Genomic DNA, 25,378 nt, shown 5'->3' with positions numbered 1-25,378 from the left:
CGCATGTACATCTGCAGTTGTTTCGGCATCACCGAGCAGCAGGTGAAGAAGCATGCGGATGACGGGGCCTGTACCCCTCGCCAGATCGCCTCGGCCTGCAAGGCGGGCACGGACTGCGGGTCGTGCGTCCGCCGTATCCAGGCGATCCTCGGCCGGGGCGCGTGCCCCCGCCGTGAACTCGCGGACCAGGGCAAGCCGGCTCTCAGCGAGCTGGACGAGGCGGCCTAGCCTAGCTCTCCGGCTGCTCGATCAGCTGCGCGATGTAGAGCGCCTCGCCGAGCTTCTCCAGCAGTTCCAGCTGGGTGTCCAGGTAGTCGATGTGATGCTCCTCGTCCGCGAGGATCGACTCGAAGATGTTCGCGGACGTGATGTCTCCCTTGTTGCGCATCACCTCGATGCCGCGCCTGAGCCGGTCGATCGCCTCGACCTCGATCTGCCGGTCGGCCTCGAACATCTCCCGGACGGTCTGGCCCACCCGTACATGGAAGAGCCGCTGGTAGTTCGGCAGCCCCTCCAGGAACAGGATCCGGTCGGTCAGCACCTCCGCATGCTTCATCTCGTCGAACGACTCGTGCCGCGTGTACTTCGCGAGCTTCGTCCAGCCGAAGTTCTCCTGCATCTTGGCGTGCAGGAAGTACTGGTTGATGGCGGTGAGCTCGGCGGTCAGCTGCTCGTTGAGGAATTCGATGACCTCGGGATCGCCCTGCATCGCAGAGGCTCCTTCCAAGCGGGGGAACTGCCAGGTGAGGCGCATGATTCCACCGGAGACGAAGATCGTCCAGTAAGTCTTCACTTAGTAAGTAAGTCCATGCTTAGTCTGATTTGCCCGAACCGGACGAGGGTTGGTCCTGTGCACCGCTCCGGGTCTGTCAGGATGGAGCCATGGGGCAGCCGGTGGAGCGCGAGTCAGGAGCAGCAGCACACTCCGAGCTTCCGCCGGGGCAGCGGGTCCAGCGCGGCTGGCCGGTCACGCACTACGGTCCGGTCCCCAAGTTCCGGCCCGAGCGCTGGGAGTTCCGGGTCTTCGGCGCCACCGCCGACGGCGAGAAGCGCTGCTGGACGCACGAGGAGTTCACGGCCCTGCCGTACACCACCGTCGTGGCCGATCTGCACTGCGTCACGAAGTTCAGCATGCTCGGCGCCGAGTGGGGCGGCATTCCGGCTCGTACCATCCTGGACACCGCCCCGCCCGCGCCCGGTGTCACCCATGTGATGGTGTGGGCGGAGTACGGCTTCAGCTCGAACCTGCGTCTGTCGGACTTCGCGTCCGAGCGCACGATCTTCGCCACACACAAGGACGGCGAGCTGCTGACGGCGGAGCACGGCTTCCCGCTCCGCCTGGTCGTCCCCCATCTGTACGCCTGGAAGGGTCCCAAGTGGGTCCGCGGCGTGGAGTACATGACCGCCGACCGCCGCGGCTTCTGGGAGGAGCGCGGCTACCACAACATCGGCGACCCGTGGAAGGAACAGCGCTACTCCTACCAGGAGGAACCCGGGGATGGCCCCGAGTTCTGATCCTGGTCCCCGCGGCTCAGTGGTACTGGTGCACCACCGCGTGCCCCTTGCCGCGGCCGATCATCCACTTGTTGACCGGCGCGGTCACCACGAAGGCGACGGCGAGCGAGATCGCCAGCGCGCCCCAGAACAGCAGGTCGCCCAGTTCCGCGTCCATCGCGCCGGGCCACAGCGCGATCACGCCGTTGTCGATCAGTTCCATCACGGCGATGGACAGGGTGTCCGCGGCCAGGGCCACACGGATGGCACCACGGAGCCCCACGCCCGCCTTCAGCACCCCGCGCAGGGTGAGCGCGTAGCCGAAGAAGAAGGCGAGCACGATCGCGAGCGCCAGCGTGGGTGCGTTGCCCCAGCCGAGTGCGGTGCCGATCACCATGCCGAGCACCTCGCCGATGGCGCACCCGGTGAGGCAGTGCAGGGTGGCCTGGACGGCCACGGCCCAGGTGGCGGCGGAGCGCCCCTCATCGTGCTGGGCGTGCCGCGGGTGCCGTGTGTGAGCCTCGTGCCGCATGAGTGCCCCCTGAGCCAGGCGACGGTTCGTGTATCCCACAGGAACAACATACCCCCATGGGGTATTCCGCGACTCTGTGAGTGGACGCGGCACTAGGCGTCCCGCAGCTTCTTCAGCCGCTCCACGTCCGCCGCGTGCCCCTCCTTGCCGCCGGGCGTCTCGATGATCAGCGGAACGCCGGCCGTGGCGGGGTGGGTCATCAGGGCCCGGAACGGGTCCTCGCCGATGTGGCCGGCGCCGATGTTCTCGTGCCGGTCCTTGTGCGCGCCGACCACGTCCTTGGAGTCGTTGGCGTGGATCAGCTTCAGCCTGCCCTCGCCGACCGCGTCCACCAGCAGGTCCAGCGTCTGGTGCATCCCGCCGGGGCCGGTCAGGTCGTGCCCGGCCGCGAAGATGTGGCAGGTGTCCAGGCAGACGCCCAGTTTCGGATGGGCGTCCAGCGCCTCGAAATACGGCCCGAAGTCCCAGGTCCGCGAGCAGAGCGAGGCGCCCTGTCCGGCGGTCGACTCCAGGAGGAGGTACGGGTCGTCGTCGTGGGTGAGCTCGTCCAGCAGCGGCAGCAGGTGCTCCCGTACCTGCTTCAGGGCCACGGACCTGTCCCGGCCGCCGGTCGCACTGCCGGTGTGCACGACCACGCCCAGCGCCCCGATCTCCCGCCCGCGCCGCAACGAATGCCGCAGCGACCGAACCGACTTCTCGACCGTCGCCTCGGTGTGCGAGCCGAAGTTGATCAGGTACGGGGCATGCACGTACGCCGGGATCGACTCTGCCTCGCACACCGCACGGAACTCCTCGTCCTGCCGCGGATTCCCGGCGGGCGTGGCCCAGCCGCGCGGGTTCGCGACGAAGACCTGCACGGTCTCGGCCTTGAGGTCGTGGGCGTAGGTGAGGCCGACGGAGTGCAGACCGCCGGCCACGGGGACGTGGCCGCCGACGGGGTTGCGGGAGGGGCCGGGGTGTTGACTCTTCACCCGTTCAGGGTGTCACGCGGCCGGGCCTGCCCGGTCACCGGATCTTGATGGTGATCGTCGACCCCTTCGGGGCCGTGTTCCCGCCCGCCACGGACTGGCTCTTGACCGTGTCGCCGAACAGCCCGAGCAGACCCCGGTCCTCGTCCACCTCGAAGCCGGCGTTCTCCAGCGCCTCCTTCGCGTCGCCGACGCTGTCGCCGACCACGTCCGGGACCTCGACCATCTCCGGCCCCTTGGACAGCGTGAGCGTCACCGTGTCGCCCTGGGCCGCCTGGCTGCCGTCCGCCGGTGTCTGCCGGGCCACCCTGCCCGCTTCGTACTCGGAGTTGACCTGCTCGGCGGCGACCTTCACCGTCAGGCCGGCCTCCTCCAGTTCGGCCTGCGCGTCCTCGAGGTCCTCGCCGGTGACGTCGGGGACGTCAACCGGGTAGCCCTTGCTGACGACGAGGGCGATCGCCGAGCCCGCGTGCCGGGTCGTGCCCGCCTCCGGGTCCGTGCTGATCACGAACCCCTTGATGACGTCGTCGCTGAACGCCAGGGTCACCATTCCCGGTTCCAGGCCGTCGTTCTTGAGCCGGTTCTTCGCCTTGTCCAGCCGGTAGCCCTTCAGATCGGGGACCTTCACGGTCTCCGGTCCGCGGGAGATGGTCAGCGTCACGGAGTCGTTGTCCCGGATGCGGCTGCCCGGTGCCGGGTCCGTGTCGATGACCGAGCCGCGCTTCACCGAGTCGCTGTACGCGTGCTTCGACCTGCCGGCCTCCAGCCCGGCCGCCTCCAGCCGGGCCTTCGCCTTCGCCTCGGTCTGCCCGAGCACGGTCGGGACCCTGGTGAACTGGCCGGAGTTGATGTACCAGACGCCCGCGCCGACACCGAACACCAGGAGCACGGCGGAGACGATCGTGAACAGACCGCGCCGGGGCAGGGGGCCGCGGCGCGGGGGCAGCGGCGGAGGAGTCGCCAGCCGGCTGGTCCGGTTGAGCAGATCCTCGTCCTCGTTGACGGGCAGCGGTCGCGGCACCGTCAGCGAACGCGGGATCACGCTCGTACGGTCCTCGGCGATGTCGTGCGCTGCGGCGATCGCCTGCGGCGGAACCGCGTCCAGCTGGTCCGCGCCGAGCCTGCCGCGCGCGTCCCGCACCTGCGAGAGCAGCGCCACCGCGTCGTGCGGACGGACGCCGACGGTGCGCGCGGTCGCGGAGGCGACCAGCTCGTCCAGCTCGTAGGCCAGCCCCGGCACGGCGGCCGAGGGCGGCGGCACGTCCTCGTGGAGGTGCTTGTAGAGCACCACCGCGGGAGAGTCGCCGTCGTGCGGCTTCCCGCCGGTCAGCATCTCGTACAGGACGACACCGCACGCGTACACGTCGACCCGGGGATCGGCCGTGCCGTTCTCGATCTGCTCTGGTGCGAGGTAGGAGACGGTGCCGAGGACGGTCCCGGTGGTGTTGGTCACGGTGTCCACCGACCGGACGAGGCCGAAGTCGGCGACCTTGACCCGCCCGTCGTCCCCGATCAGCACGTTCTCGGGCTTCATGTCCCGGTGCACGAACCCGGCGCGGTGCGCGGCGCCGAGCGCGGCCAGCACCGGCTCCATGATGTCCAGGGCGGCGCGCGGCTGCAGTGCCCCGCGCTCGCGCAGCACGTCGCGCAGGGTGCAGCCGGCGACGTACTCCATGGCGAGATAGACGTACGACCCGTCGGTCCCCTGGTCGAAGACCTGCACGACGTTGGGGTGGGCGAGCCGGGCCACGGACTTGGCTTCGCGGATGAACCGCTCGACGAACGATCCGTCGGTCGCGAGCGTCGGGTGCATCACCTTCAGCGCGAGCACGCGGTCCAGCCGGGCGTCCAGGGCCCGGTAGACCGTGGCCATCCCGCCGACGGCGATCCGAGCGTCGACGCGATAACGGCCGTCGAGCACCTGCCCGACGAGGGGGTCCTGAAGGGTCGTATCCACGCAGGTGAGTGTACGAGCCGACGGTGACAGGAGCCCCGATTCCGCCGATCCGGGGACGGAATGCAGCAGACCTGTGACTGTTGGGCGACCAGGCCGCTGCGCGGTACTAGAACGCCGGGCGCTCGGGATCCAGCCGCGCCAGGCCCTCGGACGGAGAGGACGCCTCGGCGAAGTGACGCCGGGGAATCCGCCCCGCCAGGCGGGCCAACCGCCCGGCCTCCACGCCGCTCCGCATGGCCGCGGCCATCAGCACCGGTTCCTGAGCCCGCGTCACCGCCGAGGCGAGCATCACCCCCGCACACCCCAGCTCCATCGCCAACGTCACGTCCGACGCCGTACCTGCCCCCGCGTCGAGAATCACCGGCACGCGCGCGTGCTCCACGATCAGCTGGAAGTTGTGCGGATTCCGGATGCCGAGACCCGATCCGATCGGCGAGCCCAGCGGCATGATCGCCGCGCATCCGACGTCCTCCAGCTTCCGGGCCAGCACGGGGTCGTCGTTCGTGTACGGCAGCACCGTGAACCCGTCGTCGACCAGCGTCTCCGCTGCCTCCAGCAGCTCGACGGGATCCGGCAGCAGCGTGCGCTCGTCGGCGATGACCTCCAGCTTGACCAGCTCCGTGCCCAGCGCCTCCCGCGCCAGCCGGGCCGTCAGCACCGCCTCACCCGCGGTGAAGCACCCCGCGGTGTTGGGCAGCACCCGGATGCCCAGCCGCTCCAGCACCGACAGCACGGAGCCGTGCACCGAAGGATTCACGCGCCGCATCGCGACCGTCGTCAGCTCCGTTCCGGAGGCCACCAGCGCGCGCTCCAGCACATCCAGGCTGGGCGCACCGCCCGTACCCATGATCAGACGGGACGTGAAGGACGTACCGCCGAGGACAAAGGGATCGTCGGCCATGGGTCAGCCTCCTTGGACGGCGGTGAGAACTTCGACGCGGTCTCCGTCGGACAGGGGTGTGGCGGACCACTGCGCGCGCGGGACGACGGTTTCGTTGAGCGCGGCGGCCACCCCGGAGGGCGCCGCGGTGAGGGAGCGGACGAGCGTGTCCAGGGCCGTGCCCGGCGTGATCTCCCGACGCTCGCCGTTGACCGAGATGTTCATGCGGGCTGCTCCGTGAGGGCGGCGGCGCCGAAGCGCCGGGGCGTGAAGGGACGGGCCTCGTCCGGGAGTTCACCGGTGGTCAGAGCATGCGCCAGGACATCGCCGGTGACCGGGGTGAGCAGCACGCCGTTGCGGTAGTGCCCGGTGGCAAGCAGCAGCCCCGCCAGCTCGGTGGGACCGAGCAGCGGCGCGTTGTCGGGGGACCCGGGGCGCAGTCCCGCACACGTCTCCGTCAGGGGCAGCTCGGTGATGCCCGGCACCAGCTCGTGCGCGTCGCGCAGCAGTTCGTACACCCCGCCCGCGGTGACCGTGGTGTCCCAGCCCTGCTCCTCGCTGGTCGCCCCGACGACCAGCTCGCCGTTCTCGCGCGGTACCAGGTAGACCTGGCTGCCGCGTACCACGGCCCGCACGGTCCGGCTCAGGAACGGCGCGTACGGCCTGGGCACGGCCAGCCGCAGCACCTGCCCCTTCACGGGCCGTACGGGCGGCAGCACGTCGTCCGGAACGCCCGCGAGCCGCCCGCTGAGGCTGCCGCCGGCCAGGACCACCTGGCCCGCGCCCAGCGCCTCGCCGTCGCGTGTGACGACACCGGCCGCCCGGTCCCGCACCACGGACAGCCGCTCGGCCCACACACGGTGGAAGACCACGCCCGCCCGCTCGCACGCGGCCAGCAGTGCGCGGGTCAGCCGCCTGGGGTCGATCTGGTGGTCGCCGTCGACCCGCAGCCCTCCGCGCACCCCCGGTGCGAGCATCGGCTCCAGGCGCCGGCACTCCCGCCCGGACAGCCACTCCGAGTCGAGCCCCGACTGCCGCTGCAGCGTGTGCAGTTCGCGCAGATGGGCGCGGTCGTCGGCGTCCAGCGCCACGGCGAGCGTGCCGCACTGGCGGTGGCCGAGGTCATGGCCGGTGGCCTCGGTGAGCTCGGCCACGAAGTCCGGATAGCGGCGGGCGGAGGCGAGGTTGAGGCCGAGCAGGGTCTGCTCGCCGTAGTGCAGTTCGGTGACGGCGGCCAGCATGCCGGCCGCCACCTGCGCGGCTCCGCCGCCCGGTGCGGGATCCACCACGGCCGTGGCGAACCCGCGTTGCGCGGCCCGCCAGGCCGTGACCAGCCCGATGATTCCGCCCCCGATGACGAGGACGTCTGACGTACGTGGAGACGACATGGGCGTCCAGCCCCTCCCTTCGCCGGCATGACCCGGATCAGGTTCGTACGGTCGGAGGCCGCCAGCCTCCCTCTCAGCCCGGTGCGTCCGGGCTCCCGCGAGTAATCTTCAGTGCTGGGGTCCGGGGGTCGTCCCCCGGGAGTGCAGCACGTCGGCCACCCTAGCTCTTGGTTCCGCGCCTCTGTAAGGGAGCCTTCTGTCATGCCCCGCTCGCTGGACGGCCTCGTCCTCGCCCCGGTCGCCGACCAGTCCCCAGGTCAGGTGGGTACGCGGACTCGCTTCACGTACCACGAGAAGGGCGGCGAGATCTGGGCGGAGTACGCGGGCGGGGACGTGGTACGCGGGCATCTGGTGGGTACCCGGTCGGGTGACCGGCTGGACTTCCGGTATGTGCAGCTGGGGCCCGACGGGACGACGGCCTCCGGGCACTGTGTGTCGACGGTCGTGGAGCTGCCCGACGGCCGGGTGCGGCTGGAGGAGACGTGGGAGTGGGAGTCGCGGTCCGGCAGCGGGGCGAGCGTTGTGGAGCAGGTCACTGAGTGAGCACGGCCGGTGACTGACGGATAGTCAGTTGTCTATGGTGATCAGGTGAGCGAGCAGACGCAGGAATCCGGCACGTCATGGCCGCGGCGCGTGGTCGTCGTGGGCGCGGGCATGGCCGGCGTGCAGACCGCGGTCGCCCTGCGGGAGCAGGGCTTCACGGGCACCGTGACACTGATCGGTGCGGAGCCCCACCAGCCCTACGACCGGCCGCCACTGTCCAAGGCGGTGCTGCTCGGCAAGGCCGAGGGCTCCGCCTTCGACGTCGACTTCGAGGCGCTCGGCATCGAACTCCGGCTCGGCAGCGAGGTGCTGGGCGTCCGCCCCGCGGACCACGAGCTGGACACCGCCGAAGGGCCTCAGCCGTACGACGTGCTGGTCCTCGCCACCGGCGCCGAACCGGTCCGGCTGCCCGGCGTGGAGGGCGTGCCCGGTGTGCACCTGCTGCGCACCCTGGACGACGCGGAGCGGCTGCAGCCGGTACTGGCCCGGCAGCACGACATAGTGGTCGTCGGCGCGGGCTGGATCGGCGCCGAGTTCGCCACGGCCGCACGCGAGGCGGGCTGCTCGGTGACGGTCGTCGAGGCCGCCGACCGGCCGCTCGCGGGAGCGCTGCCCGCCGAGGTGGCCGCCCCGATGGCCGCCTGGTACGCCGACAACGGCGTGGCGCTGCGCACCCACGCGCGCGTGGAGCGGGTCGAGTCCGGAGCCGTCGTCCTCGACGACGGCTCGCGGGTGCCCGCGGGCGCCGTCGTGGTCGGCATCGGTGCCCGCCCCGCCACGGACTGGCTCGCCGGCTCCGGCATCGAGCTCGGACCGCGCGGCGACGTCGTGGCCGACGACCACCTGCGCACCTCCGTGCCGGACGTCTACGCGGTCGGCGACTGCGCCTCGTTCCCTTCGGGCAGGTACGGCGAGCGTCTGCTGGTCCACCACTGGGACAACGCCCTGCAGGGCCCGCGCACGGTGGCCGCGAACATCATCGACGAGACCCCGGGAGTGTACGACCCGGTCCCGTACTTCTGGTCCGAGCAGTTCGGGCGATTCGTCCAGTACGCCGGTCACCACGAGTCGGCCGACACGACCGTGTGGCGCGGCGATCCCGCCGGTCCGGCCTGGACGGTCTGCTGGCTCCGCGAGAGCCGCCTGGTCGCCCTGCTGGCGGTGGGCCGCCCCCGGGACCTGGCTCAGGGGCGGCGGCTGATCGAGGCGGGCGCGTCCATGGATCCGGCGTTGCTGGGCGACCCGGCGAGGCCGCTGAAGGCCGCCACGGAGTAGCGCGAATCCGCAGGTCGGGCGGGCCTGGCTTCCGACTGTCAGTCCGGGATGGCAGGCTTGATCCCGTGACCGAGATTGACGCAAAGATCGATGCTCTCGTCCCCGCCTGGCTCACCCTCCCCGACATCGCGGAAATGCTCGATGTCGAGGTGACACGTGTGCGGCAGCTGGTCAAGGAGGGCCAGCTCATCGCCGTGCGCCGTGGTGAGAACCGCGCGCTGCACGTCCCCGCCGCCTTCATCGACGGGGACAAGGTGGTCAAGGGCCTGTCCGGGACCCTGACGCTCCTGAGGGACGACGGCTTCACCGACGAAGAGATGCTGGAGTGGCTCTTCACTCCCGACGAGAGCCTGCCGGGCACTCCCGCACAGGCCTTGAGCGAGAATCGCGGCACGGAGGTGAAGCGCCGGGCCCAGGCGCTCGCCGTCTGACCTGAGCAACCGTCCTGCGTACGGGCCGCGGCCGGCCATGGCCACGGTCACGGCCGACCGCGGCCCGAACGCCACCGACCAACGGGGGACCCCACCCATGCCCGACACCGCCGCCACCGCACGCGACCGCCTCGCCGCCGCCCGCGTCTACCTCTGCACGGACGCACGCCGGCGCCAGGGGGACCTCGCCGAGTTCCTGGACGCCGTCCTGGCCGGCGGGGTCGACATCGTGCAGTTGCGCGACAAGGGCATGGAGGCTGCCGAGGAGCTGGAGCACCTCCGGGTTTTCGCCGACGCCTGCGCCCGCCACGGCAAGCTCCTCGCGGTCAACGACCGCGCGGACGTCGCCCACGCCGCCCGCGCCGGCGTCCTGCACCTCGGCCAGGGCGACCTCCCGGTCCCCGCGGCCCGCGCGATCCTCGGCGACGGCATCCTGATCGGCCGCTCCACCCACGCCGAGCCGGAGGCGGCCGCGGCCGCCGTCCAGCAGGGCGTGGACTACTTCTGCACCGGCCCGTGCTGGCCCACCCCCACGAAGCCCGGCCGTCACGCCCCCGGGCTCGACCTGGTCCGGTACACGGCGGCCCTCGGCACCGACCGCCCCTGGTTCGCCATCGGCGGCATCGACCTGGGCAACCTCGACGAGGTGGTCGCGGCGGGCGCCCGCCGGGTGGTGGTCGTCCGGGCGATCACGGAGGCGGACGACCCGGGCGCGGCGGCAAGCGAGTTCGCCCAGCGGTTGCGGCACGTGTAGCGGGGTCCGTCGGGCCCCGGTGTCCGCCGAAGTGTCCGAAGGGTGGACAACAAATCGACAAAACGGGCAAATTTCCCGGATCTGGTTGGGGGACCGAAGCCCCCTGGTTAACCTGCGGGTATGGCCCTAGGCACCGCATCCACCAGGTCGGATCACGCCCGCACCGTGCGCGACATGCTCGCGACCGGCAAGACGACGTATTCGTTCGAGTTCTACGCCCCGAAGACCCCGAAGGGCGAGCGGAACCTCTGGAACGCGCTGCGCCGTGTCGAGGCCGTTGCCCCCGACTTCGTCTCCGTGACCTACGGCGCGGGCGGTTCCACCCGCTCGGGCACGGTCAAGGCGACCGAGGCGATCGCCTCGGACACCACGCTCACGCCGATCGCCCACCTCACCGCGGTCGACCACTCGGTGGCCGACCTGCGCAACATCATCGGGCAGTACGCCGACGCCGGCATCCGCAACATGCTGGCGCTGCGCGGCGACCCGCCCGGCGACCCGATGGGCGACTGGGTGCCGCACCCGCAGGGCCTCGCCTACGCCGCCGAACTCGTCGAACTCATCAAAACGTCCGGCGATTTCTGTGTGGGCGTCGCGGCCTTCCCCGCGATGCACCCGCGTTCCGCCGACTGGGACGCCGACGTCCGCCACTTCGTGAACAAATGCCGCGCGGGCGCGGACTACGCGATCACGCAGATGTTCTTCGACCCGGCGGACTACCTGCGGCTGCGCGACCGGGTCGCGGCGGCCGGCTGCGACACCCCGATCATCCCCGAGGTCATGCCGATCGCGAGCGTGAAGACACTGGCGCGGGTCCCGTCCCTCACCAACGCCGCGTTCCCGCCCGAGCTGAAAGAGCGGATCCTCACAGCGAAAGACGATCCTGCCGCTGTACGCTCCATTGGCATCGAATTCGCCACGGAGTTCTGCGCGCGGCTGCTGGCCGAGGGAGTGCCCGGACTGCACTTCATCACGCTCAACAACTCCACGGCGACGCTGGAAATCTACGAAAACCTGGGCCTGCACCACCACCCGCAGGCCTAGACCGGCCGTACGGGTATACGACACACTGCGTAGCGGCACTGGGAGAGGGGCGTACATGGGCTGGACGGTCCTCTACATCGCGTTCGGAATCGTCGCGCTGTGGCTGCTGGGCGAGGTGCTGCTGCAGTACAAGGCGCGCCTGCGCTGGCGGCTGCTCGCCTTCGCCGGCTTCCTCGGCGTGGTGTTCGGCGTGCTGATCCCGTCCGTGATCGTCATCGGACTGGGCGCCGCCGCCTTCGCGGTCGGCCAGACCTACGTCACACTGTCGTTCCGTCGTGGTTTCTCGGCCGGCTGGGCGGTCAACCGCCCGGGCGCCGACGGCAGCGCCAAAGGGCGCCGTGGCAAGGCCGAGCGCCAGGACCCGACGCCGGAGGTCTCCGGCCTCGAAACGGCCGACGGCGGCTTCGGCGACGCCGACGGCAAGTACGGCCGCGACACCGCCGGTTACGGCAACGACGACGAGTACGGCCGCGACGACGTGTTCACGCCCGCTCGCCCCGCCGAGACCACGGCCGTGTACGAACCGCAGCCTCTGCCGGACGACACCGGCTCGTACGGCATATACAGCGGCTCCGCCTACGCCGGCGCCGGCCAGTCCCAGGACCAGTACGCGACGGCCGCCCAGGGCGCCGACCAGACGTACTCCTACGACGGCTACTCCGGGTACGACCAGCAGCAGTACGGCTACGACACGAACGGACAGCAGCAGCAGTACGCCGCCTACTCCGACCCGTACATCGGCACCCAGGCCTACGGCGGGGCCGGCTACGACACCTCCTACGGCGGTCAGCAGTACGGCCAACAGGACTACGGCCAGGACCAGTACGGCACCGGGACCGGGACATACGGCGGCGAGACCCCGGCCGGCGGGGTGTGGGTACCGCAACAGCGCAGCACCGACGACTCGTACGGCGGCGAGCTCCCGCCGGAGCAGCAGTACCCCTACCAGGGCGACGGCCGGGCGCAGGGCAACGGGTTCGACGAGCAGTACCGTTTCTGAGCCCGGCAGTTCAGCGGGACTGTCTCCGGCTCACTCGGAGCCCCTGAAGTCCGGTCCCTCCACGATCAGCCCGGCGACCAGCGCACCCGACATACCGGCGTGCGGGAGACCGCCGCCGGGGTGGGACCAGCCGCCGACCCGGTACAGCCCCGGGAGCGGGGTGGTGTTGGCCGGGTGGAGGAAGCGGCCGCCACCCGCGGCGAGGGCGGGGGCGGGTATGCCTCCGAGCCCGGTGCCCGTCTCCTCCTCGGAGTGGTCGGGCGTCCGCACCTCCCGCCACAACAGCCGCTCGCGCAGGCCGGGAAGGGCGGTCTCGGCAGCCTCGACGACCAGGTCCGCGAACCGCTCGTCGGTGTCCGCCTCACCCCACTGCTCGTGCGACGGCGACACGGCGGACAGGACCACGGACTCGTGCAACTCGTCGGGGCGCAGCGCCGGGTCGTCCGGCCGCAGCACCGTCACCGTGGGCCGCGCCGGCGTGTCCGAGCGGGCGGTGAGGAAGTCCAGTTCGGCCGTGCGGTCGGGGGCGTGCACGACCGTGCGGTGTGCGGCGCCGGGATCGCGCGGCCCGCGCAGCGCCAGCAGCACGGTGAGCCGCCCGGGACGCGAGTACTGCGTGCGGTCGGGCTGCGTGTCGCCGTCGTCGTACAGCCGGTGCTCGGTCATGAGGCGCAGCCGATGGTGGTCCACTCCCGCGACCACGTGGTCCGCCTCGGCCACCGTCCCGTCGCGGAACTCCACGCCCGCCGCCCGGCCGTCCTTGTCCGGGATGCGCATGACCTCGGCCCCGAAGACGAACTCGACCCGGCGGGCCAGGCACCGTTCGTACACCGCGCGCGCCAACTCCCTTATGCCGCCCCGCACATACCAGGCGCCGAAGGCGTGCTCCATGTACGGCAGCACGGCCGCGCTCGCCGGGGTCTCGCGAGGATCGAGGCCGTACGCGAGCGCGTGGCTCTCCAGGAGGGCGCCGAGCCGGGGATCGCGCAGCTCCCAGGCGCCGACCTCGGCGAGGGTGCCGGCCCGGCGGGTGCGCAGCAGCCGCTTGTGGGGGACCGCCGGGTAGGGCTCGCGTTCGGCCAGCACCGACCAGTTCGGCCACAGAGGCTCCTCCAGGAGCGGCCGGCGGGTCCGGTCCCAGGCCTCGCGGGCCCGGACCAGGAAGTCGCCCCAGCGCTGTCCGGCCCCCGGCCCGAGCGCCTCGTCCAGGGCGGCGACCACGCCCGCGCGTGAGGCGTTCGGCAGCGACACCTCGGTGCCGTCCGCGAAGACGTGCCGCGACGAAGGATCGACCTGGACCAGCTCCACGAGCTCCTCCAGCGGCTCCCGGCCGGTCTTGAGGAACAGGTCGCGGTAGACCGCGGGCAGCGGCAGCAGCGCGGGGCCCGTGTCGAAGGAGAAGCCGTCGCGCTCGAAGCGGCGCACCGCTCCGCCGTACGTCCCCGTGCGCTCGTACACCACCACCCGGTGGCCCGCGACGGCCAGCCGGGCGGCGGCCGCCATCGCGCCCATCCCGGCGCCGATCACCGCAATCCGTGCCATGCCTGGGACTTTATCGGCCGCCACCGACAGTCCCACCGCGGGCCGGGGTCCGGGGGACGTCACCGGACCACGGACGAGAGGGAGTAGCGAGACGGACGCGCAGGTGACCAGCAGGCGACCCCGCGCGCTGGGGGTGAGTGCGCAGGCCTGAGTATCCGTACTCAGCGACTGAGTTGAGTAGGCGCGCGGATGGGGGCCGACCTGCGTGAAGGAGAGAGTGGAGGCACGGAAAGGGGCACGGCTCCGGCACCGGCGACACGGGGCGCCGGAACGGAGCCGCCCCGGATCCGCTCCTTCCGCCGGCCGGTGCCGGCGGGAGCGAGGCACGGGGGCCCGGGGGAACGACCGAACGGGGGGCCCGACGGGGGGACACGGGGGAACGGGGGAACACGAGAAGGCGCCGGTTCGAGGTGGCCCGCTGGGGACGCGGCCACATCGGACCGGCGCTTCCTTGTGTGCCGTGCCGTGCCGTCAGCGGCGGCCGCTCACCCGGCCCTGGAGCAGCCGGGACAGCGCCGCGTGCACGTCGTCCAGGGAACGCTCCGGCTGGAAGGACTGCCAGTCCAGGGCGGCCACCAGGACCATGCCGACCAGCGCGGCCGCGGTCAGCTGGACGTCGATCTCGTCGCTGAACTCGCCGCTCGCCACACCCTCGCGCAACACGTCCTCGATCGCGGCGACGACCTGCTGCCGGACCACCATGAGCGTGGACTGCCAGGCCCGGTTGGTGCGCCACAGCTCGGCCACGTACAGCTGGGTGAAGGCCGGGTAGCTGGAGATGAAGCCGAGTCCCGCGCGGATCATCGCGTCCAGGGCGTCCACCTTGCTGCCGCCGTCCCGGGCCGTCTGCTCGGCGGCCTCGCGCAGGGAGGCCGTCAGCAGGCCCACGCCGTGCCGCAGCAGCTCCTCGAAGAGGACGGACTTGCTCGCGAAGTTGTAGTAGACCGTGCCCTTCGCGACTCCGGCCCGCTCGGCGATCTCGTCGACCGTGGTGGCGGAGAAGCCCTGCTCGGCGATGAGCGTGACGGCCGCCTCGTAGAGCTTCTGCCGGGTGGCCTCGCGGCGCGTTCTGCCGCCCGACGGGGCGCTGCTGCTTTCCATGACCCCGATTGTCACAGGAACGGACCGGGGAGACGGCACGGGAGGCAAGGTCCTGGAAGAGGTCACAGGCTCAGCTCCGGGTGCAGCCGGTCGAACGTCCACACCTGCCGGCGGCTGGCCGACAGCGCGGTCAGCGCGAGGGCGCCCGCGGTGAAGGCCGCCAGCACGGCGCACGCCTGCCACACGGGTCCCGTACCGCCGCCCGTGATCAGCCTCCTGAGGGCCTCGACGACGTAACTCATCGGCAGGAAGGGGTGGAGCGCGTTGAAGAAGCCCGGACTGGTCTGCACGGGGTACGTGCCTCCCGCCGAGGTCAGCTGCAGCATCAGAAGGGCGAGTACGAGAATCCGGCCCGCCGCTCCGAAGCGCGCGTTCAGCCACTGCACGATCGCCGCGAAGCACGCCGTCACCAGGAAGAGGAAGCCCACCGTGCCGGCCGCGTGGGCCATCTGCAGTCCGACCGCCCAGTGCAGCACCGCCATCAGGGCCACCGTCTGCAGCACACCGATCGCCGCCACCGGCAGCCAGCCCGCCAGCGCGATCCGCCAGGCCGAGGAGCCCGCGGCGAGGGCGCGCCGGTTCATCGGCGGGATCAGCATGTAGGCGACCATCGAGCCCACCCACAGCGACAGCGGGATGAAATACGGGGCGAAACCGGTGCCGTAGTTGGGCGCCTTGTGCAGGTCCCTGGAGACGAGTTGGACCGGGTCGGCCATGACCTCGGTGCGCCGGTCGCGGTCCTGCTTGCCGTAGTCGGGGATCTGCTCCGCGCCGTCGTGCAGTCCGTCCGAGAGCTTCCCGGAGCCGTCGACGAGCTTGTACATGCCGCCGTTGAGGTCCACGGCGCCCGTCCTCAGCCGGCCCACGCCCGCGTCCAGGTCCGCCGCGCCGGTCCTGGCGGTGCCGAGCCCCGAATGAAGTGTCTTCGCGCCCGTTGCGACCTTTCCGGCGCCCTCGTTCAGCTTGTTGATCTTTGATACGGCGTCGTCCAGGTCCTCGGAGAGGTGGGGCGCGCGGTCGGCGAGCGCCTGGGCCTGCTTCTGGAGGGTGCCGAGGTGCTTGTCGAGCTCCTTCAGGTCGCCGTTCTGGTCGGCGATCAGGGCGTTGACGTCGTCCGCGACCTTCGCCACGTCGGCGGCGGCCTGCCTGGCCTTCTTCAGGTCGGCGCAGGCGGCGTCCGGCAGCACAGGAGTCTCGCAGCGCTCCTTGTAGACGTCGTCCAGCGTGTCGGAGGCTGCGTGGGCGCCCTTGGCGGCGGCCGGGGCGGTCCTCACCAGCGTGTCGAGGTTGTGGCGGATCGCCTCGGCCGAGTCGGCCACGAGCTGGGCGGTGTCACCGATCGTCTTCTCGTTGTCCTGAAGGAAGGGACCGACCTCGTCGGCGACACCGTTGACCTTGCCGGCGAGCGCGCGCGTGCCCTCGGCGACCTGCTTCGAGCCGTCCTCCAGATCCCCGGCGCCCGTGTTGAGCTTCGTCAGCCCCTTGGACAGCTTGCCGCTGCCCTCCTTCGCGTCCTTCAGGCCGTCGGCGAGGTCCTTGGAACCCTTCTCCGCCTTCCCGATGCCGCCCTCGAGCCGGTCGGCCCCGTTCGCGGCCTTCACGGTGGCGCCGTGGATGTCGGAGAAGGAGATGAAGATCCGGTCCAGGAAGGACCGCGAGGCCTTGGTGGACGCGGCCGTCCGCACCTCGCTGAACACCGACCGCGAGATCTGCCCGACGATGTAGTTGTTCGCGTCGTTCGTGCGGACCTGGAGCGCCCCCGTCTCGGGGTCGTCGCCCGCACTGGAGGCGATCCGCTCGCTGAAACCGGCCGGCATGGTCAGCGACAGGTAGTACGTGCCGTCCTCCACGCCCGCGCGTGCCTCCCGGGCGCTCACCTCGTGCCAGTCGAAGACCTTGCTGTCGCGCAGCCCCTCCGTGATGTCGTCACCCGCCGTGATCCTCCGCCCGTCGGCGGTCGTCCCCTTGTCGTCGTTGACGAGGGCCACGGGGATGCGGTCGAGGTGGCCGTAGGGATCCCAGAACGACCACAGGTACAGGGCGCCGTACAGCAGGGGCAGCACCAGCAGCGCGACCAGGGCGGCACGCGGCAGCTTCCCCCTGCCGAAGCGGCGGAGCTCAAGAGCGGCCAGTTTCGGCGAGCGCATCAGCCTTCTCCTCGGTTTCCTGGGCTTCCTGGGCTTCCTGGGCTTCCCGGGTTTCGTGGGTTTCCTCGGTGTCTCCGGTCTTCTGCCGGGTGGCCACCGTGACCGCGTCCTCGGGCGCCTCGCTGCACACCGCCACGACTGTCGTCCCGGCCTCGGCGATGGACCTGAGCAGGGCCCACACCTCGGCCCGTTCGGCGTCGGACAGCTTCAGGTCGGTGTCGTCGATCCCGAGCAGGCGTGGCCGCCCGATCAGCGCCAGGGCGATGGACAGCCGCAGCGCCTCCAGCCGCTCCAGGTCCCGTACGGCGGTCCGGGAGCCCTTGGGCAGTGCCTCCCGGTCCAGCCCCGCGGCGGCGAGCGCGGTGACCAGGCGGAGCCTCGCCTCGTTCGCCCGCTCGGCACGCGGCCGCAGCAGCCCGCGCAGGGAGTCGCCGAAGCGGCGCTGCAGCAGCGCCCTTTCGTGCAGGTGCTCTCCGACGGTGAGGGCCGGATCGAGGTCGGTGACCCCGGCGACATGGGCCAGGGCGCTCACCCGGCGCACGGCCGTCAACTGCTTCGGCAGCCGGGCCCCGCCCACCGTCGCCCTCCCCTCGGTGGCCTTCATCCGCCCGGTGAGCGCGAGCAGCAGGCACGTACGGCCGGAGCCGGACGGTCCCTGGACCGCGATCAGTGAACCGGGCTCCGCATCGACCGTGATCCCGCGGAAGGCCCAGCCGCGCGGGCCCTTGAGGCCGAAGTTCTCGGCTGTGACACCGATTCCGTCCACAGCTCCCCCTGAAGTCGAGCCGAATGTTTTTGAACTGACTGGTCAGTGCAAAAACTAGCCTGAACCTTGGATGGAAGCAAAAGCCCAGGTCAGAACGGATTGTCAGTGCCATACCCCACGATGGGCACATACGGCACCCCGTATCAGGGCGTGCCGTCACACGACGACAGGAGGTTCGTCATGGCCAGCTACCACGCAGCCGCCGCCCGCCGGCGCCGCGCCACCGGCCCTGCCCCCTCACTGACCGGCCCCGCCGGCGACGTGCACCCCGTGCTCCGCCGGACCACGGCCCCGCCCGCCGCCCTCGACCTGCTAGCCCAGGCCCGAACCGGCCTCGACGAGGCCGCCGCCCTGGAAACGCCGAACGAGCGCTATGCGACGGCCCACCTCGCAGCCCTGCGCACCGCGGCCGCCGTGCTCGCCGCTCGGGGCCGCCCCGAACCCGTCGCCGGACGCCGGACCCGTATCAGGAGCGCCTGGGAAGTGCTCCCCGAAATCGCGCCCGAACTCACGGAGTGGAGCGCGCTGTTCGCCTCCGGCGCCCGGCGCCGCGCCCGGGCCGAGGCCGGCATCCGGGGCGCGGCCAGCCGCCGGGACGCCGACGACCTGATACGCGACGTGGCGATGTTCCTCCGCCTCGTGGAGCGGACGCTGGTGCTCCAGCCGGTCCTGCCGCAGCCGCGCCAGGACAAGGACGATCCGGACGGCGCCACCACCGACCGCGACATCCCGGACGCGGGTTGACGGACGAGTCCGGCTCGCGACGTCGCTGCCGCGCCGGACGCCGGCTGACGGACGGATCCACCGGCCCCGGAGTCCGCCCGTACGAGACGGAGCGGGGGCACGGCACCGCAGTGACCAGGCACGGCAGCGGAGGCAATAGGGTGGGGGACGCTGATGCCCTCCTCTCCCGTACGCCGGGCCGGGAGGCACCCCGATCGCTCCGCCGTGCAACAGGCGGTGCCGCGCCGAGGAGTCAACTGCCGTGTCGGACCCGATGCGCCCCCGCGCTTCTCTCCGTACCGCCGTCGTCTGGGACGTCCTCCAGGACGCCCTCGACCGCCGGGTCAAGGCCACGGGGCGGGAGTCGCTGGACGTCCTCGACACCGGAGGCGGCAGCGGCAACTTCGCGGTGCCCGTCGCCCGCCTCGGCCACCGCGTCACCGTCGTCGACCCGAGCCCGAACGCGCTGTTCGCCCTGGAGCGCCGCGCCGCCGAGGCCGGGGTCGACGACCGTGTGCAGGGCGTCCAGGGTGACGCCCACGGCCTTTTCGACGTGGTCGAGCGCGGCGGCTACGACGTGGTGCTGTGCCACGGCGTCCTGGAGTACGTGGACGACCCGGCCGAGGGCGTCCGCAACGCGGTGGCCGCCCTGCGGTCCGAGGGTGTCCTCAGCCTGCTCGCCGCCGGGCTCGGCGGTGCCGTGCTCGCGCGGGCCCTGGCCGGCCACTTCAAGGAGGCCAGGCAGGCGCTCGACGACCCGAACGGACGCTGGGGCAGCGGCGACCCCGTGCCGCGCCGCTTCACCGCCGAGCAGCTCACCGAGCTGGTCGAGGGCGCGGGTCTCGCCGTCGGCGCCGTGCACGGGGTGCGGGTCTTCGCCGACCTCGTCCCCGGCGTGCTCGTGGACACCGAGCCCGGCGCCATGGAAGCCCTCCTGAAGCTGGAGGCCGCGGCCGCCGAACTCCCGGCCTTCCACTCCGTGGCCACGCAGCTCCATGTGCTCGGTGAGACACGGGGGACGACCGGGGCCTGACCCGCCTCCCGCGCCCGGTGAGGCGGAGGGCGCGTCACATGGGCGCACCCCTGATCAGCGGCTCGGCTGCGGATGGAGTACGCCACAGGCCCCCCGATCGGGCGCCGTGCGCCGTATGATCGAGGGAGACCGCCCGGCATGACGGGTCGGCCGCTGGGGAATGGAAACCTCAGCGAGCCGGTGCGTCCATGGCGGGTTCCGGTTGAGCAATTGGCGTAGAGGGGCGGGTTTCACGGGGGCGATTCCCTGCCTATCCTGAAGGGACCCCCCGGGTCGCCGCCCCGGCGACTGCACGATGAGGAGGACTCCGTGCCGCTCTCGGAGCACGAGCAGCGCATGCTCGAGCAGATGGAGCGAGCGCTGTACGCCGAAGATCCCAAGTTCGCGTCGGCGCTTGAGGGAAGCGGGCTGCGTACGTACACCCGGCGGCGGGTCTACCAGGCGGTCGCGGGCTTCCTCGTGGGTATCGCGCTCCTCATGGCCGGAATGGTCGCCAAGCAGGTCTGGCTCAGCGTCGTGGGCTTCCTCGTCATGCTGGGCTGTGCCGTACTCGCCGTGACCGGCTGGCGCAAGGCCCCCAAGCCGGGTGAGCAGCCCGCCGGCGGTCCCCCGCAGGCCCGCCGTCAGGGACGGCAGCGGCGCTCCATGATGGACCGGATCGAGCAGCGCTGGCAGCGGCGCCGCGACGAACAGGGCGGCGGCCACTAGCCCGCCGGACAGATCTCCCAGATGTCAGTCAGGGGGTGACCACCCGACGGGTGGTCACCCCCTCACGTATGCCTTCCTCACGCAGACCTTCGAAGCCCTGGGGGGCTCAGCTCTGCTGGCCGGAGGGCTTGCGCAGGTGCGGCCGGGCCGCGGAGGCCCGCGCCTTGGCGCCGGCCCACCACTCCGACAGCGCCCACGCCACCCGGACGGTTGAACGCGGGGCGATCAACGCGCGCAGCTTCGTCCCCCGGCTGACCGTGGCCCGCAACGCGGCGATCACCCGGCGCACGTCGTCCGCGAGCCCCGCCGTCGGTCGCGGCCGCGGCGCGTAGAGGACCTGCTCCACGGCGTCCGCCACCCGGTGCACCGCGGCCGCCGCCGTCGCGTCGAGGTGCCCGAGCCGGACGATCCGCGCGGCCGCCTTGCGCGGGGTCTGGGACTCGTCAGGCAGGATCCCGAAGTCCCATGCGGCATCGGTCAGCTCCTGCCAGACCGCCAGGGTGTGCAGCGCCACGTCCGCTTCGGAGCGGCCGTGCGCGCCCAGGCGCACGGCCCTGGTCCGCAGCCGCCACAGCGCCGGCGACAGCGGGATCGCCAGGACGACGAGCCCGCCGAGGACCCAGGCCAGGTACGCCCACCACCTCGGGCCGTCGTCGTCGTTGGCCAGTGCGGCCTGCGGAGACTCACTCGCGCACGCCTCGAGCTTCTTCTGCTGCGCCGAGCAGCTCTCGCTCGCCGAGGGCGCGGTGGAGGGCACCGAAGACGCCCCCGTGGACGGCCGCGCCACATCGGGCAGGGAATTGCCGGTCGCGTCCGGCACGGTGTACGAGGGCACCGAGCCGCGGTTGGGAGTCGGCTCGAAGCGGGTCCAGCCCACGCCCTCGAAGTACAGCTCGGGCCAGGCGTGGGCGTCCTTCAGCCCCACCGACACCGAGCCGTCCGCCTGCGGGGAACCGGGCGCGAAGCCCACCGCGACCCGGGCCGGTATGCCAAGAGAGCGGGCCATCGCCGCCATCGCGAAGGAGAAGTGGACGCAGAAGCCCTGCTTGTTCTTCAGGAAGCGGGCTATCGCCTCGGAGCCGCTGCCGACCTGCACCTGGGTGTCGTACTCGAAGCCGCCGGTCAGGGCGAAGTAGTCCTGGAGCGCGACCGCCTCTTCGTAGGGGTTCGTCGCGCCCGCCGTGACCTCGCGGGCGGTCCCGGCCACCACCGACGGCAGCGAGTCCGGCAGCTCGGTGTAGTCACGCTTCAGGGCGGAGGGCGGCTGCGGTGCCGAGGCGAGCTGCTCCGCCGTCGGCCGCACGTCCAGGCTCTTCACCTCGTACGTCGCACCGCGCGTGTTCTGGCCGTGGTCGCCGACCAGGGTCATGCCCACGGGTTCGTAGCGCCACTTGCCCTTGATGTCCACGCCGCTCGGCGGGTACGGCATCGGCAGCCAGTCCTGGGCGTACCAGTTCGCGGCCGAGACGGTGGTCTCGATCTCCGTGCGCTTGATGTCGGGGGCGAGGCCGGTCGGCGTGGGGAACTCGTCCGGCACGGCGATGATGTGCCGCTTGGAGGGCTTCCAGGTGGTGCCGTCGAAGTCGTCCAGCGACACGATCCGCAGATAAAGGCCCGAGAGGTCGCCGGTGCTGGTCCGGAGGGACATGACCTGGCGGTCCTCGTCCATGTTGAGACTGTCGCGCAGTGACACCAGCGGGTTCACCGCGGAGATCGTGCCGCCTCTCCCGGTGCCTGAGCCCACGCCCGTCCCGGCGCCGTCCAGCAGGCCGCCGTTCATCGACGGCAGGGCGAGCGGCACCACCAGGGCGAGGCCCAGCGCCACCGCGCCGATACGCCGCCCGGTGCGGACCGGCGCCACCGCCGAGCCGGACTCCGCGCCCGGAGTACGCGGCCCCCCGCCGAAGACCCGGCCCCACTGCGAGAGACGGTCCCGCCCCTCGGCCAGGAGCAGCATCAGATAGCCGCCCGCAGCGAGCAGGAACCACACCCACTCGCCGGCGCCGTCGGACAGGCCCGCGGCGACCGAGTACAGCGCGAGCAGGGGCAGTCCGGCCGGGGCCGCGCTGCGGAAGGTCACCGCGAGCGTGTCCACCGCGAGACCGATCACCAGGACGCCGCCGACGAGCATCAGCCGGATCCCGTCGGACGTCAGCGGCGCCGGGATCGCGTAGCGCGCGATGTCGTCGGCGCCCTGCTGCAGGAGGCCGGCGAAGTGGCGGAAGGCGTCGGGGCCGGGAACCAGCCCGGCGACGGCATGCTCGCGGGCGAACGCCACGGTCAGCAGGATCAGCGTGACGAGGGCCTGTGCCGCCAGGGTCAGCGGCCGGGCCAGCGGGATCCGCCGGGTCGCCGCGCCGACGCAGGTCTGGATGCCGAGCAGGACCGCGGCCTGCAGGATCCAGGTGGCCGGGTCGACCAGTGGCAGCAGGGCGCACGCGGTCATCAGCGTGGCCGCCCAGGCGGTCAGCGCCAGTCGTGCCCGTCCGCTCATGACCGCTCACCCCCGCGGCTCGTACCGCTCGTCGCGCCGATGCCGGTGCGCTCCCGGTCCGCCTGGCCCCACAGCTCGCTCAGCGAGGCACCCCGCGGCACGCTCACGGCCGTCCAGCCCGCCTCCCGCAGCATCCGCAGCCGCTCCCCGCTCCTGTCCGACGGGCCTGTCACATCGGTCGGTTCCCGCACCCAGTCCTCGCTGTCCAGCAGGAAGGCGACGGCGCCCCCGCTGCGCTGGCGCATCTTCGCGGCCACCGCAGCCTCTTCCTCGTCGAGGTCGCCGAAGAACGCCAGCAGCAGTCCTTCGTTCCCGCCGCGCAGCACGTCGTACGCCCGGGACAGACCCGTGCCGTCCGAGTGGTCGACCACCGCGAGCGTGTCCATCATCAGCCCGGCCGCGTCCGCCGTCTCCTGGCTCGCGCCCGCGAACCCGTCGGCGCCCTCGCCGGGCACGGAGTTCCCGGTGTCGGTCAACAGCCGCACGGAAAAGCCCCGTTCGAGCATGTGGACCAAGGCGGAGGCGGCGCCCGAGACGGCCCACTCGAAGGCCGAGTCGGGGCCCGCGCCCTGGAAGGCGACGCCCCGGGTGTCCAGCAGCACCGTGCAGCGGGCGCGCTGCGGCTGTTCCTCGCGGCGCACCATCAGTTCGCCGTAGCGCGCGGTGGAGCGCCAGTGGACCCGGCGCAGGTCGTCGCCGTAGCGGTACCCGCGCGGGATCACGTCGTCCTCGCCGGCCAGGGCGAGCGAACGCTGCCGCCCGTCGCCGTACCCCTTGGCCTCGCCGCTCAGCCGCACCGGCGGCAGCGCCTCCACCCGCGGGATCACCGTCAGGGTGTCGTAGGTCGAGAAGGACCGGGTCAGTTCGCACATGCCGAACGGGTCGGACAGGCGCAGCTGCAGCGGCCCCAGCGGATAGCGGCCGCGCAGGTCGGAGCGGACCCGGTAGGACACCTCGCGGCGGCCGCCCGGCTCCACCCGGTCGAGCACGAAGCGGGGGCGGGGGCCGAGGACGTACGGCACCCGGTCCTGGAGCATCAGCAGACCCGTGGGCAGCCGCGAGACATTGTCCATCCGCAGATGGACACGGGCCTCGCTGCCGGCGGGCACCCGCGCGGGGGAGAGCCGGCGGCTGCCGGCGACCCGGTAGCGCGTGCGGTAGAGCACCGTGGCACACACCAGGGGCAGCACCGCCAGCAGCAGTCCGACGCGGAGCAGGTCGCTCTGCCCGAGCACGTAGGCGCAGATCGCCGCCGCGATTCCGGCGGCGAAGAAGGAGCGGCCGCGGGTGGTCAGACCGGCCAGTGCCGTGCGTACGCCGCCTTTGTCACCCCGGTCGGCCTCCGCCAGGCCCGCTCCCGCGGTGGTCATCACAGCCTCCGCGGCGGCTGCTGGCCGTACGCCGGAGTGCCGTGGTCCAGGCCGAAGCCGCCCTGCTGGGGCTGGGGCGCCGCGGGAACCGGGGTGCGCTGCAGGATCTCCTGCACGACCTGCTCCGCCGTACGCCGGTTCAGCTGGGCCTGCGCCGTCGGCAGCAGACGGTGGGCGAGGACGGCTACGGCGAGTGCCTGGACGTCGTCCGGCAGCGCGTACTCCCGGCCGCTGAGGGCCGCGGACGCCTTCGCCGCGCGCAGCAGGTGCAGCGTGGCGCGGGGGGAGGCGCCCAGTCTGAGGTCGGGGTGGGTGCGGGTGGCGGCGACCAGGTCGACCGCGTACCGCCGGACCGTTTCGGCGACGTGGACGCCGCGGACGGCGTCGATCAGCTTCACGATCTCGTGCGCGTGGGCCACCGGCTGCAGGTCGTCCAGGGGGCTGACCCCGCCGTGGATGTCGAGCATCTGCAACTCGGCCTCGGCGCTCGGGTAGCCGATGGAGACCCGGGCCATGAAGCGGTCGCGCTGGGCCTCCGGCAGCGGATAGGTGCCCTCCATCTCCACCGGGTTCTGCGTGGCCACGACCATGAAGGGGCTCGGCAGCTCGTAGGTCTGCCCGTCGATGGTGACCTGGCGCTCCTCCATCGACTCCAGCAGCGCGGACTGGGTCTTGGGGGAGGCGCGGTTGATCTCGTCGCCGATCACGATCTGCGCGAAGATCGCACCCCGCTTGAACTCGAAGTCCCGGCGCTGCTGGTCCCAGATGGACACACCGGTGATGTCCGAGGGCAGCAGGTCCGGCGTGAACTGGATGCGGCGGACCGAACAGTCGATGGACCGCGCCAGCGCCTTGGCCAGCATCGTCTTGCCCACGCCGGGGACGTCCTCGATCAGAAGATGACCCTCGGCGAGGAGTACGGTCAGCGAGAGCTGTACGACCTCGGGCTTCCCCTCGATCACGCCCTCCACTGAACTGCGCACCCGCTCGACCACGGCGGTCAGATCAGTGAGGCTCGCTCGATCGTCATAGGTCGTCACCCGGCCCTCCTCGGCCCGTTCTTTCCGGGCCGACGCTCTGCGATGCGGACCGGCCCACCCCGAAACACGGACACCACGCATGGAAATTTCAGCGTGACGCCACACCCCGCATTCTTGCTGCCGTTACCGATTCGTGTCACTCGCCTGTGGACAACTGTCCGCGATATGTCGGTCTTACGACTATTTGG

25 protein-coding genes and 1 riboswitch are annotated in these 25,378 nt (G+C 71.8%); of the genes, 11 read left to right on the top strand and 14 right to left on the bottom strand.

The window, feature by feature from the left end:
- The first annotated feature begins 3 nt into the window (after positions 1–3).
- Positions 4–228, top strand: coding sequence for a (2Fe-2S)-binding protein (locus tag ACZ562_RS18615; RefSeq protein ID WP_471179968.1), 225 nt, complete (start codon positions 4–6; stop codon positions 226–228).
- Position 229: 1 nt separating this feature from the next.
- Here ACZ562_RS18615 and bfr read toward each other — a convergent pair whose 3' ends face one another.
- A complete protein-coding gene (gene bfr, locus ACZ562_RS18610) occupies positions 230–709 on the bottom strand; it encodes a bacterioferritin (protein WP_471179965.1) in 480 nt (159 codons plus the stop codon).
- A 173-nt stretch (positions 710–882) separates the two neighbouring features.
- Between bfr and ACZ562_RS18605 the strand changes: the two genes are divergently transcribed.
- Positions 883–1,515 (top strand): sulfite oxidase-like oxidoreductase, encoded by a 633-nt coding sequence (locus ACZ562_RS18605; protein WP_471179963.1) that lies wholly within the window; start codon positions 883–885, stop codon positions 1,513–1,515.
- A 16-nt stretch (positions 1,516–1,531) separates the two neighbouring features.
- Here ACZ562_RS18605 and ACZ562_RS18600 read toward each other — a convergent pair whose 3' ends face one another.
- From ACZ562_RS18600 to thiO, 6 genes are all read right to left on the bottom strand, one after another.
- Positions 1,532–2,026: a DUF4396 domain-containing protein gene (locus ACZ562_RS18600; RefSeq protein ID WP_471179960.1), complete on the bottom strand. Its 495-nt coding sequence runs from the start codon at positions 2,024–2,026 to the stop codon at positions 1,532–1,534.
- A gap of 92 nt (positions 2,027–2,118) precedes the next feature.
- Positions 2,119–2,997, bottom strand: coding sequence for a deoxyribonuclease IV (locus tag ACZ562_RS18595; protein ID WP_471179958.1), 879 nt, complete (start codon positions 2,995–2,997; stop codon positions 2,119–2,121).
- A 34-nt stretch (positions 2,998–3,031) separates the two neighbouring features.
- Complete coding sequence (gene pknB, locus ACZ562_RS18590; protein ID WP_471179955.1) at positions 3,032–4,951, bottom strand: Stk1 family PASTA domain-containing Ser/Thr kinase; 1,920 nt, start codon at positions 4,949–4,951, stop codon at positions 3,032–3,034.
- A 106-nt stretch (positions 4,952–5,057) separates the two neighbouring features.
- Complete coding sequence (locus tag ACZ562_RS18585) at positions 5,058–5,852, bottom strand: thiazole synthase (RefSeq protein WP_471179953.1); 795 nt, start codon at positions 5,850–5,852, stop codon at positions 5,058–5,060.
- 3 nt (positions 5,853–5,855) lie between these two features.
- Positions 5,856–6,056: a sulfur carrier protein ThiS gene (gene thiS, locus ACZ562_RS18580; RefSeq protein ID WP_471179951.1), complete on the bottom strand. Its 201-nt coding sequence runs from the start codon at positions 6,054–6,056 to the stop codon at positions 5,856–5,858.
- Entirely contained in the window at positions 6,053–7,219 is a 1,167-nt protein-coding gene (thiO, locus tag ACZ562_RS18575) for a glycine oxidase ThiO (RefSeq protein ID WP_471179948.1), read from the bottom strand. The genes thiS and thiO overlap by 4 nt, the downstream gene beginning before the upstream one ends.
- A riboswitch (TPP riboswitch) is annotated at positions 7,217–7,328 on the bottom strand. (Overlaps the previous gene by 3 nt.)
- Before the next feature lie 92 nt (positions 7,329–7,420).
- Here thiO and ACZ562_RS18570 point away from each other — a divergent pair.
- The 6 genes from ACZ562_RS18570 to ACZ562_RS18545 all read left to right on the top strand — a co-directional run bounded on the left by ACZ562_RS18570 (position 7,421) and on the right by ACZ562_RS18545 (position 12,266).
- Positions 7,421–7,762, top strand: a complete 342-nt coding sequence (locus tag ACZ562_RS18570; RefSeq protein ID WP_471179945.1) for an avidin-fold protein — start codon at positions 7,421–7,423, stop codon at positions 7,760–7,762.
- A 45-nt stretch (positions 7,763–7,807) separates the two neighbouring features.
- Entirely contained in the window at positions 7,808–9,037 is a 1,230-nt protein-coding gene (locus ACZ562_RS18565; RefSeq protein ID WP_471179943.1) for an NAD(P)/FAD-dependent oxidoreductase, read from the top strand.
- A gap of 65 nt (positions 9,038–9,102) precedes the next feature.
- On the top strand, positions 9,103–9,468 hold the full coding sequence (locus ACZ562_RS18560) for an Rv2175c family DNA-binding protein (RefSeq protein ID WP_031483328.1): 366 nt from the start codon (positions 9,103–9,105) through the stop codon (positions 9,466–9,468).
- A gap of 97 nt (positions 9,469–9,565) precedes the next feature.
- Positions 9,566–10,222 carry a thiamine phosphate synthase gene (gene thiE / locus ACZ562_RS18555; RefSeq protein ID WP_471179940.1) on the top strand — a complete coding sequence of 219 codons (657 nt, stop codon included), beginning with the start codon at positions 9,566–9,568 and terminating at the stop codon, positions 10,220–10,222.
- Positions 10,223–10,342: 120 nt separating this feature from the next.
- A complete protein-coding gene (gene metF / locus ACZ562_RS18550) occupies positions 10,343–11,266 on the top strand; it encodes a methylenetetrahydrofolate reductase [NAD(P)H] (RefSeq protein ID WP_471179937.1) in 924 nt (307 codons plus the stop codon).
- A gap of 55 nt (positions 11,267–11,321) precedes the next feature.
- Positions 11,322–12,266 carry an SCO2102 family sporulation regulator gene (locus tag ACZ562_RS18545; RefSeq protein ID WP_471179935.1) on the top strand — a complete coding sequence of 315 codons (945 nt, stop codon included), beginning with the start codon at positions 11,322–11,324 and terminating at the stop codon, positions 12,264–12,266.
- 30 nt (positions 12,267–12,296) lie between these two features.
- Here the strand turns inward: ACZ562_RS18545 and ACZ562_RS18540 are convergent, their stop codons facing one another.
- The 4 genes from ACZ562_RS18540 to ACZ562_RS18525 form a co-directional block, all read right to left on the bottom strand.
- Positions 12,297–13,808, bottom strand: a complete 1,512-nt coding sequence (locus tag ACZ562_RS18540; protein WP_471179933.1) for a phytoene desaturase family protein — start codon at positions 13,806–13,808, stop codon at positions 12,297–12,299.
- Between the two features lie 471 nt (positions 13,809–14,279).
- Complete coding sequence (locus tag ACZ562_RS18535; RefSeq protein ID WP_471179930.1) at positions 14,280–14,909, bottom strand: TetR/AcrR family transcriptional regulator; 630 nt, start codon at positions 14,907–14,909, stop codon at positions 14,280–14,282.
- Between the two features lie 62 nt (positions 14,910–14,971).
- The gene (locus ACZ562_RS18530) at positions 14,972–17,056 is read right to left on the bottom strand and encodes a YhgE/Pip family protein (RefSeq protein WP_471179928.1); all 2,085 of its coding nucleotides are present in this window, start codon (positions 17,054–17,056) and stop codon (positions 14,972–14,974) included.
- Entirely contained in the window at positions 17,028–17,822 is a 795-nt protein-coding gene (locus tag ACZ562_RS18525; protein WP_471179925.1) for an ATP-binding cassette domain-containing protein, read from the bottom strand. Before ACZ562_RS18525 ends, ACZ562_RS18530 begins: the two co-directional genes overlap by 29 nt.
- 180 nt (positions 17,823–18,002) lie before the next feature.
- Between ACZ562_RS18525 and ACZ562_RS18520 the strand changes: the two genes are divergently transcribed.
- The 3 genes from ACZ562_RS18520 (at position 18,003) to ACZ562_RS18510 (ending at position 20,286) form a co-directional block, all read left to right on the top strand.
- On the top strand, positions 18,003–18,566 hold the full coding sequence (locus ACZ562_RS18520) for an SAV_6107 family HEPN domain-containing protein (RefSeq protein WP_471179924.1): 564 nt from the start codon (positions 18,003–18,005) through the stop codon (positions 18,564–18,566).
- 241 nt (positions 18,567–18,807) lie between these two features.
- On the top strand, positions 18,808–19,578 hold the full coding sequence (locus tag ACZ562_RS18515) for a methyltransferase (RefSeq protein ID WP_471179923.1): 771 nt from the start codon (positions 18,808–18,810) through the stop codon (positions 19,576–19,578).
- Positions 19,579–19,887: 309 nt separating this feature from the next.
- Complete coding sequence (locus tag ACZ562_RS18510; RefSeq protein ID WP_471179921.1) at positions 19,888–20,286, top strand: DUF3040 domain-containing protein; 399 nt, start codon at positions 19,888–19,890, stop codon at positions 20,284–20,286.
- 106 nt (positions 20,287–20,392) lie between these two features.
- Here ACZ562_RS18510 and ACZ562_RS18505 read toward each other — a convergent pair whose 3' ends face one another.
- The 3 genes from ACZ562_RS18505 to ACZ562_RS18495 are packed head-to-tail and all read right to left on the bottom strand — an operon-like array spanning position 20,393 to position 25,190.
- Entirely contained in the window at positions 20,393–22,780 is a 2,388-nt protein-coding gene (locus ACZ562_RS18505) for a transglutaminase TgpA family protein (protein ID WP_471179919.1), read from the bottom strand.
- Positions 22,777–24,150: a DUF58 domain-containing protein gene (locus ACZ562_RS18500; protein ID WP_471179917.1), complete on the bottom strand. Its 1,374-nt coding sequence runs from the start codon at positions 24,148–24,150 to the stop codon at positions 22,777–22,779. Before ACZ562_RS18500 ends, ACZ562_RS18505 begins: the two co-directional genes overlap by 4 nt.
- Positions 24,150–25,190 (bottom strand): AAA family ATPase, encoded by a 1,041-nt coding sequence (locus ACZ562_RS18495; RefSeq protein ID WP_471179915.1) that lies wholly within the window; start codon positions 25,188–25,190, stop codon positions 24,150–24,152. Before ACZ562_RS18495 ends, ACZ562_RS18500 begins: the two co-directional genes overlap by 1 nt.
- Between the last annotated feature and the right edge of the window lie 188 nt (positions 25,191–25,378).

Source organism: Streptomyces sp. NPDC040410 (assembly GCF_055595715.1).
The sequence above is the reverse complement of the archived record's forward strand: the minus strand, read 5'-3'. Positions and strand labels throughout refer to the sequence as shown.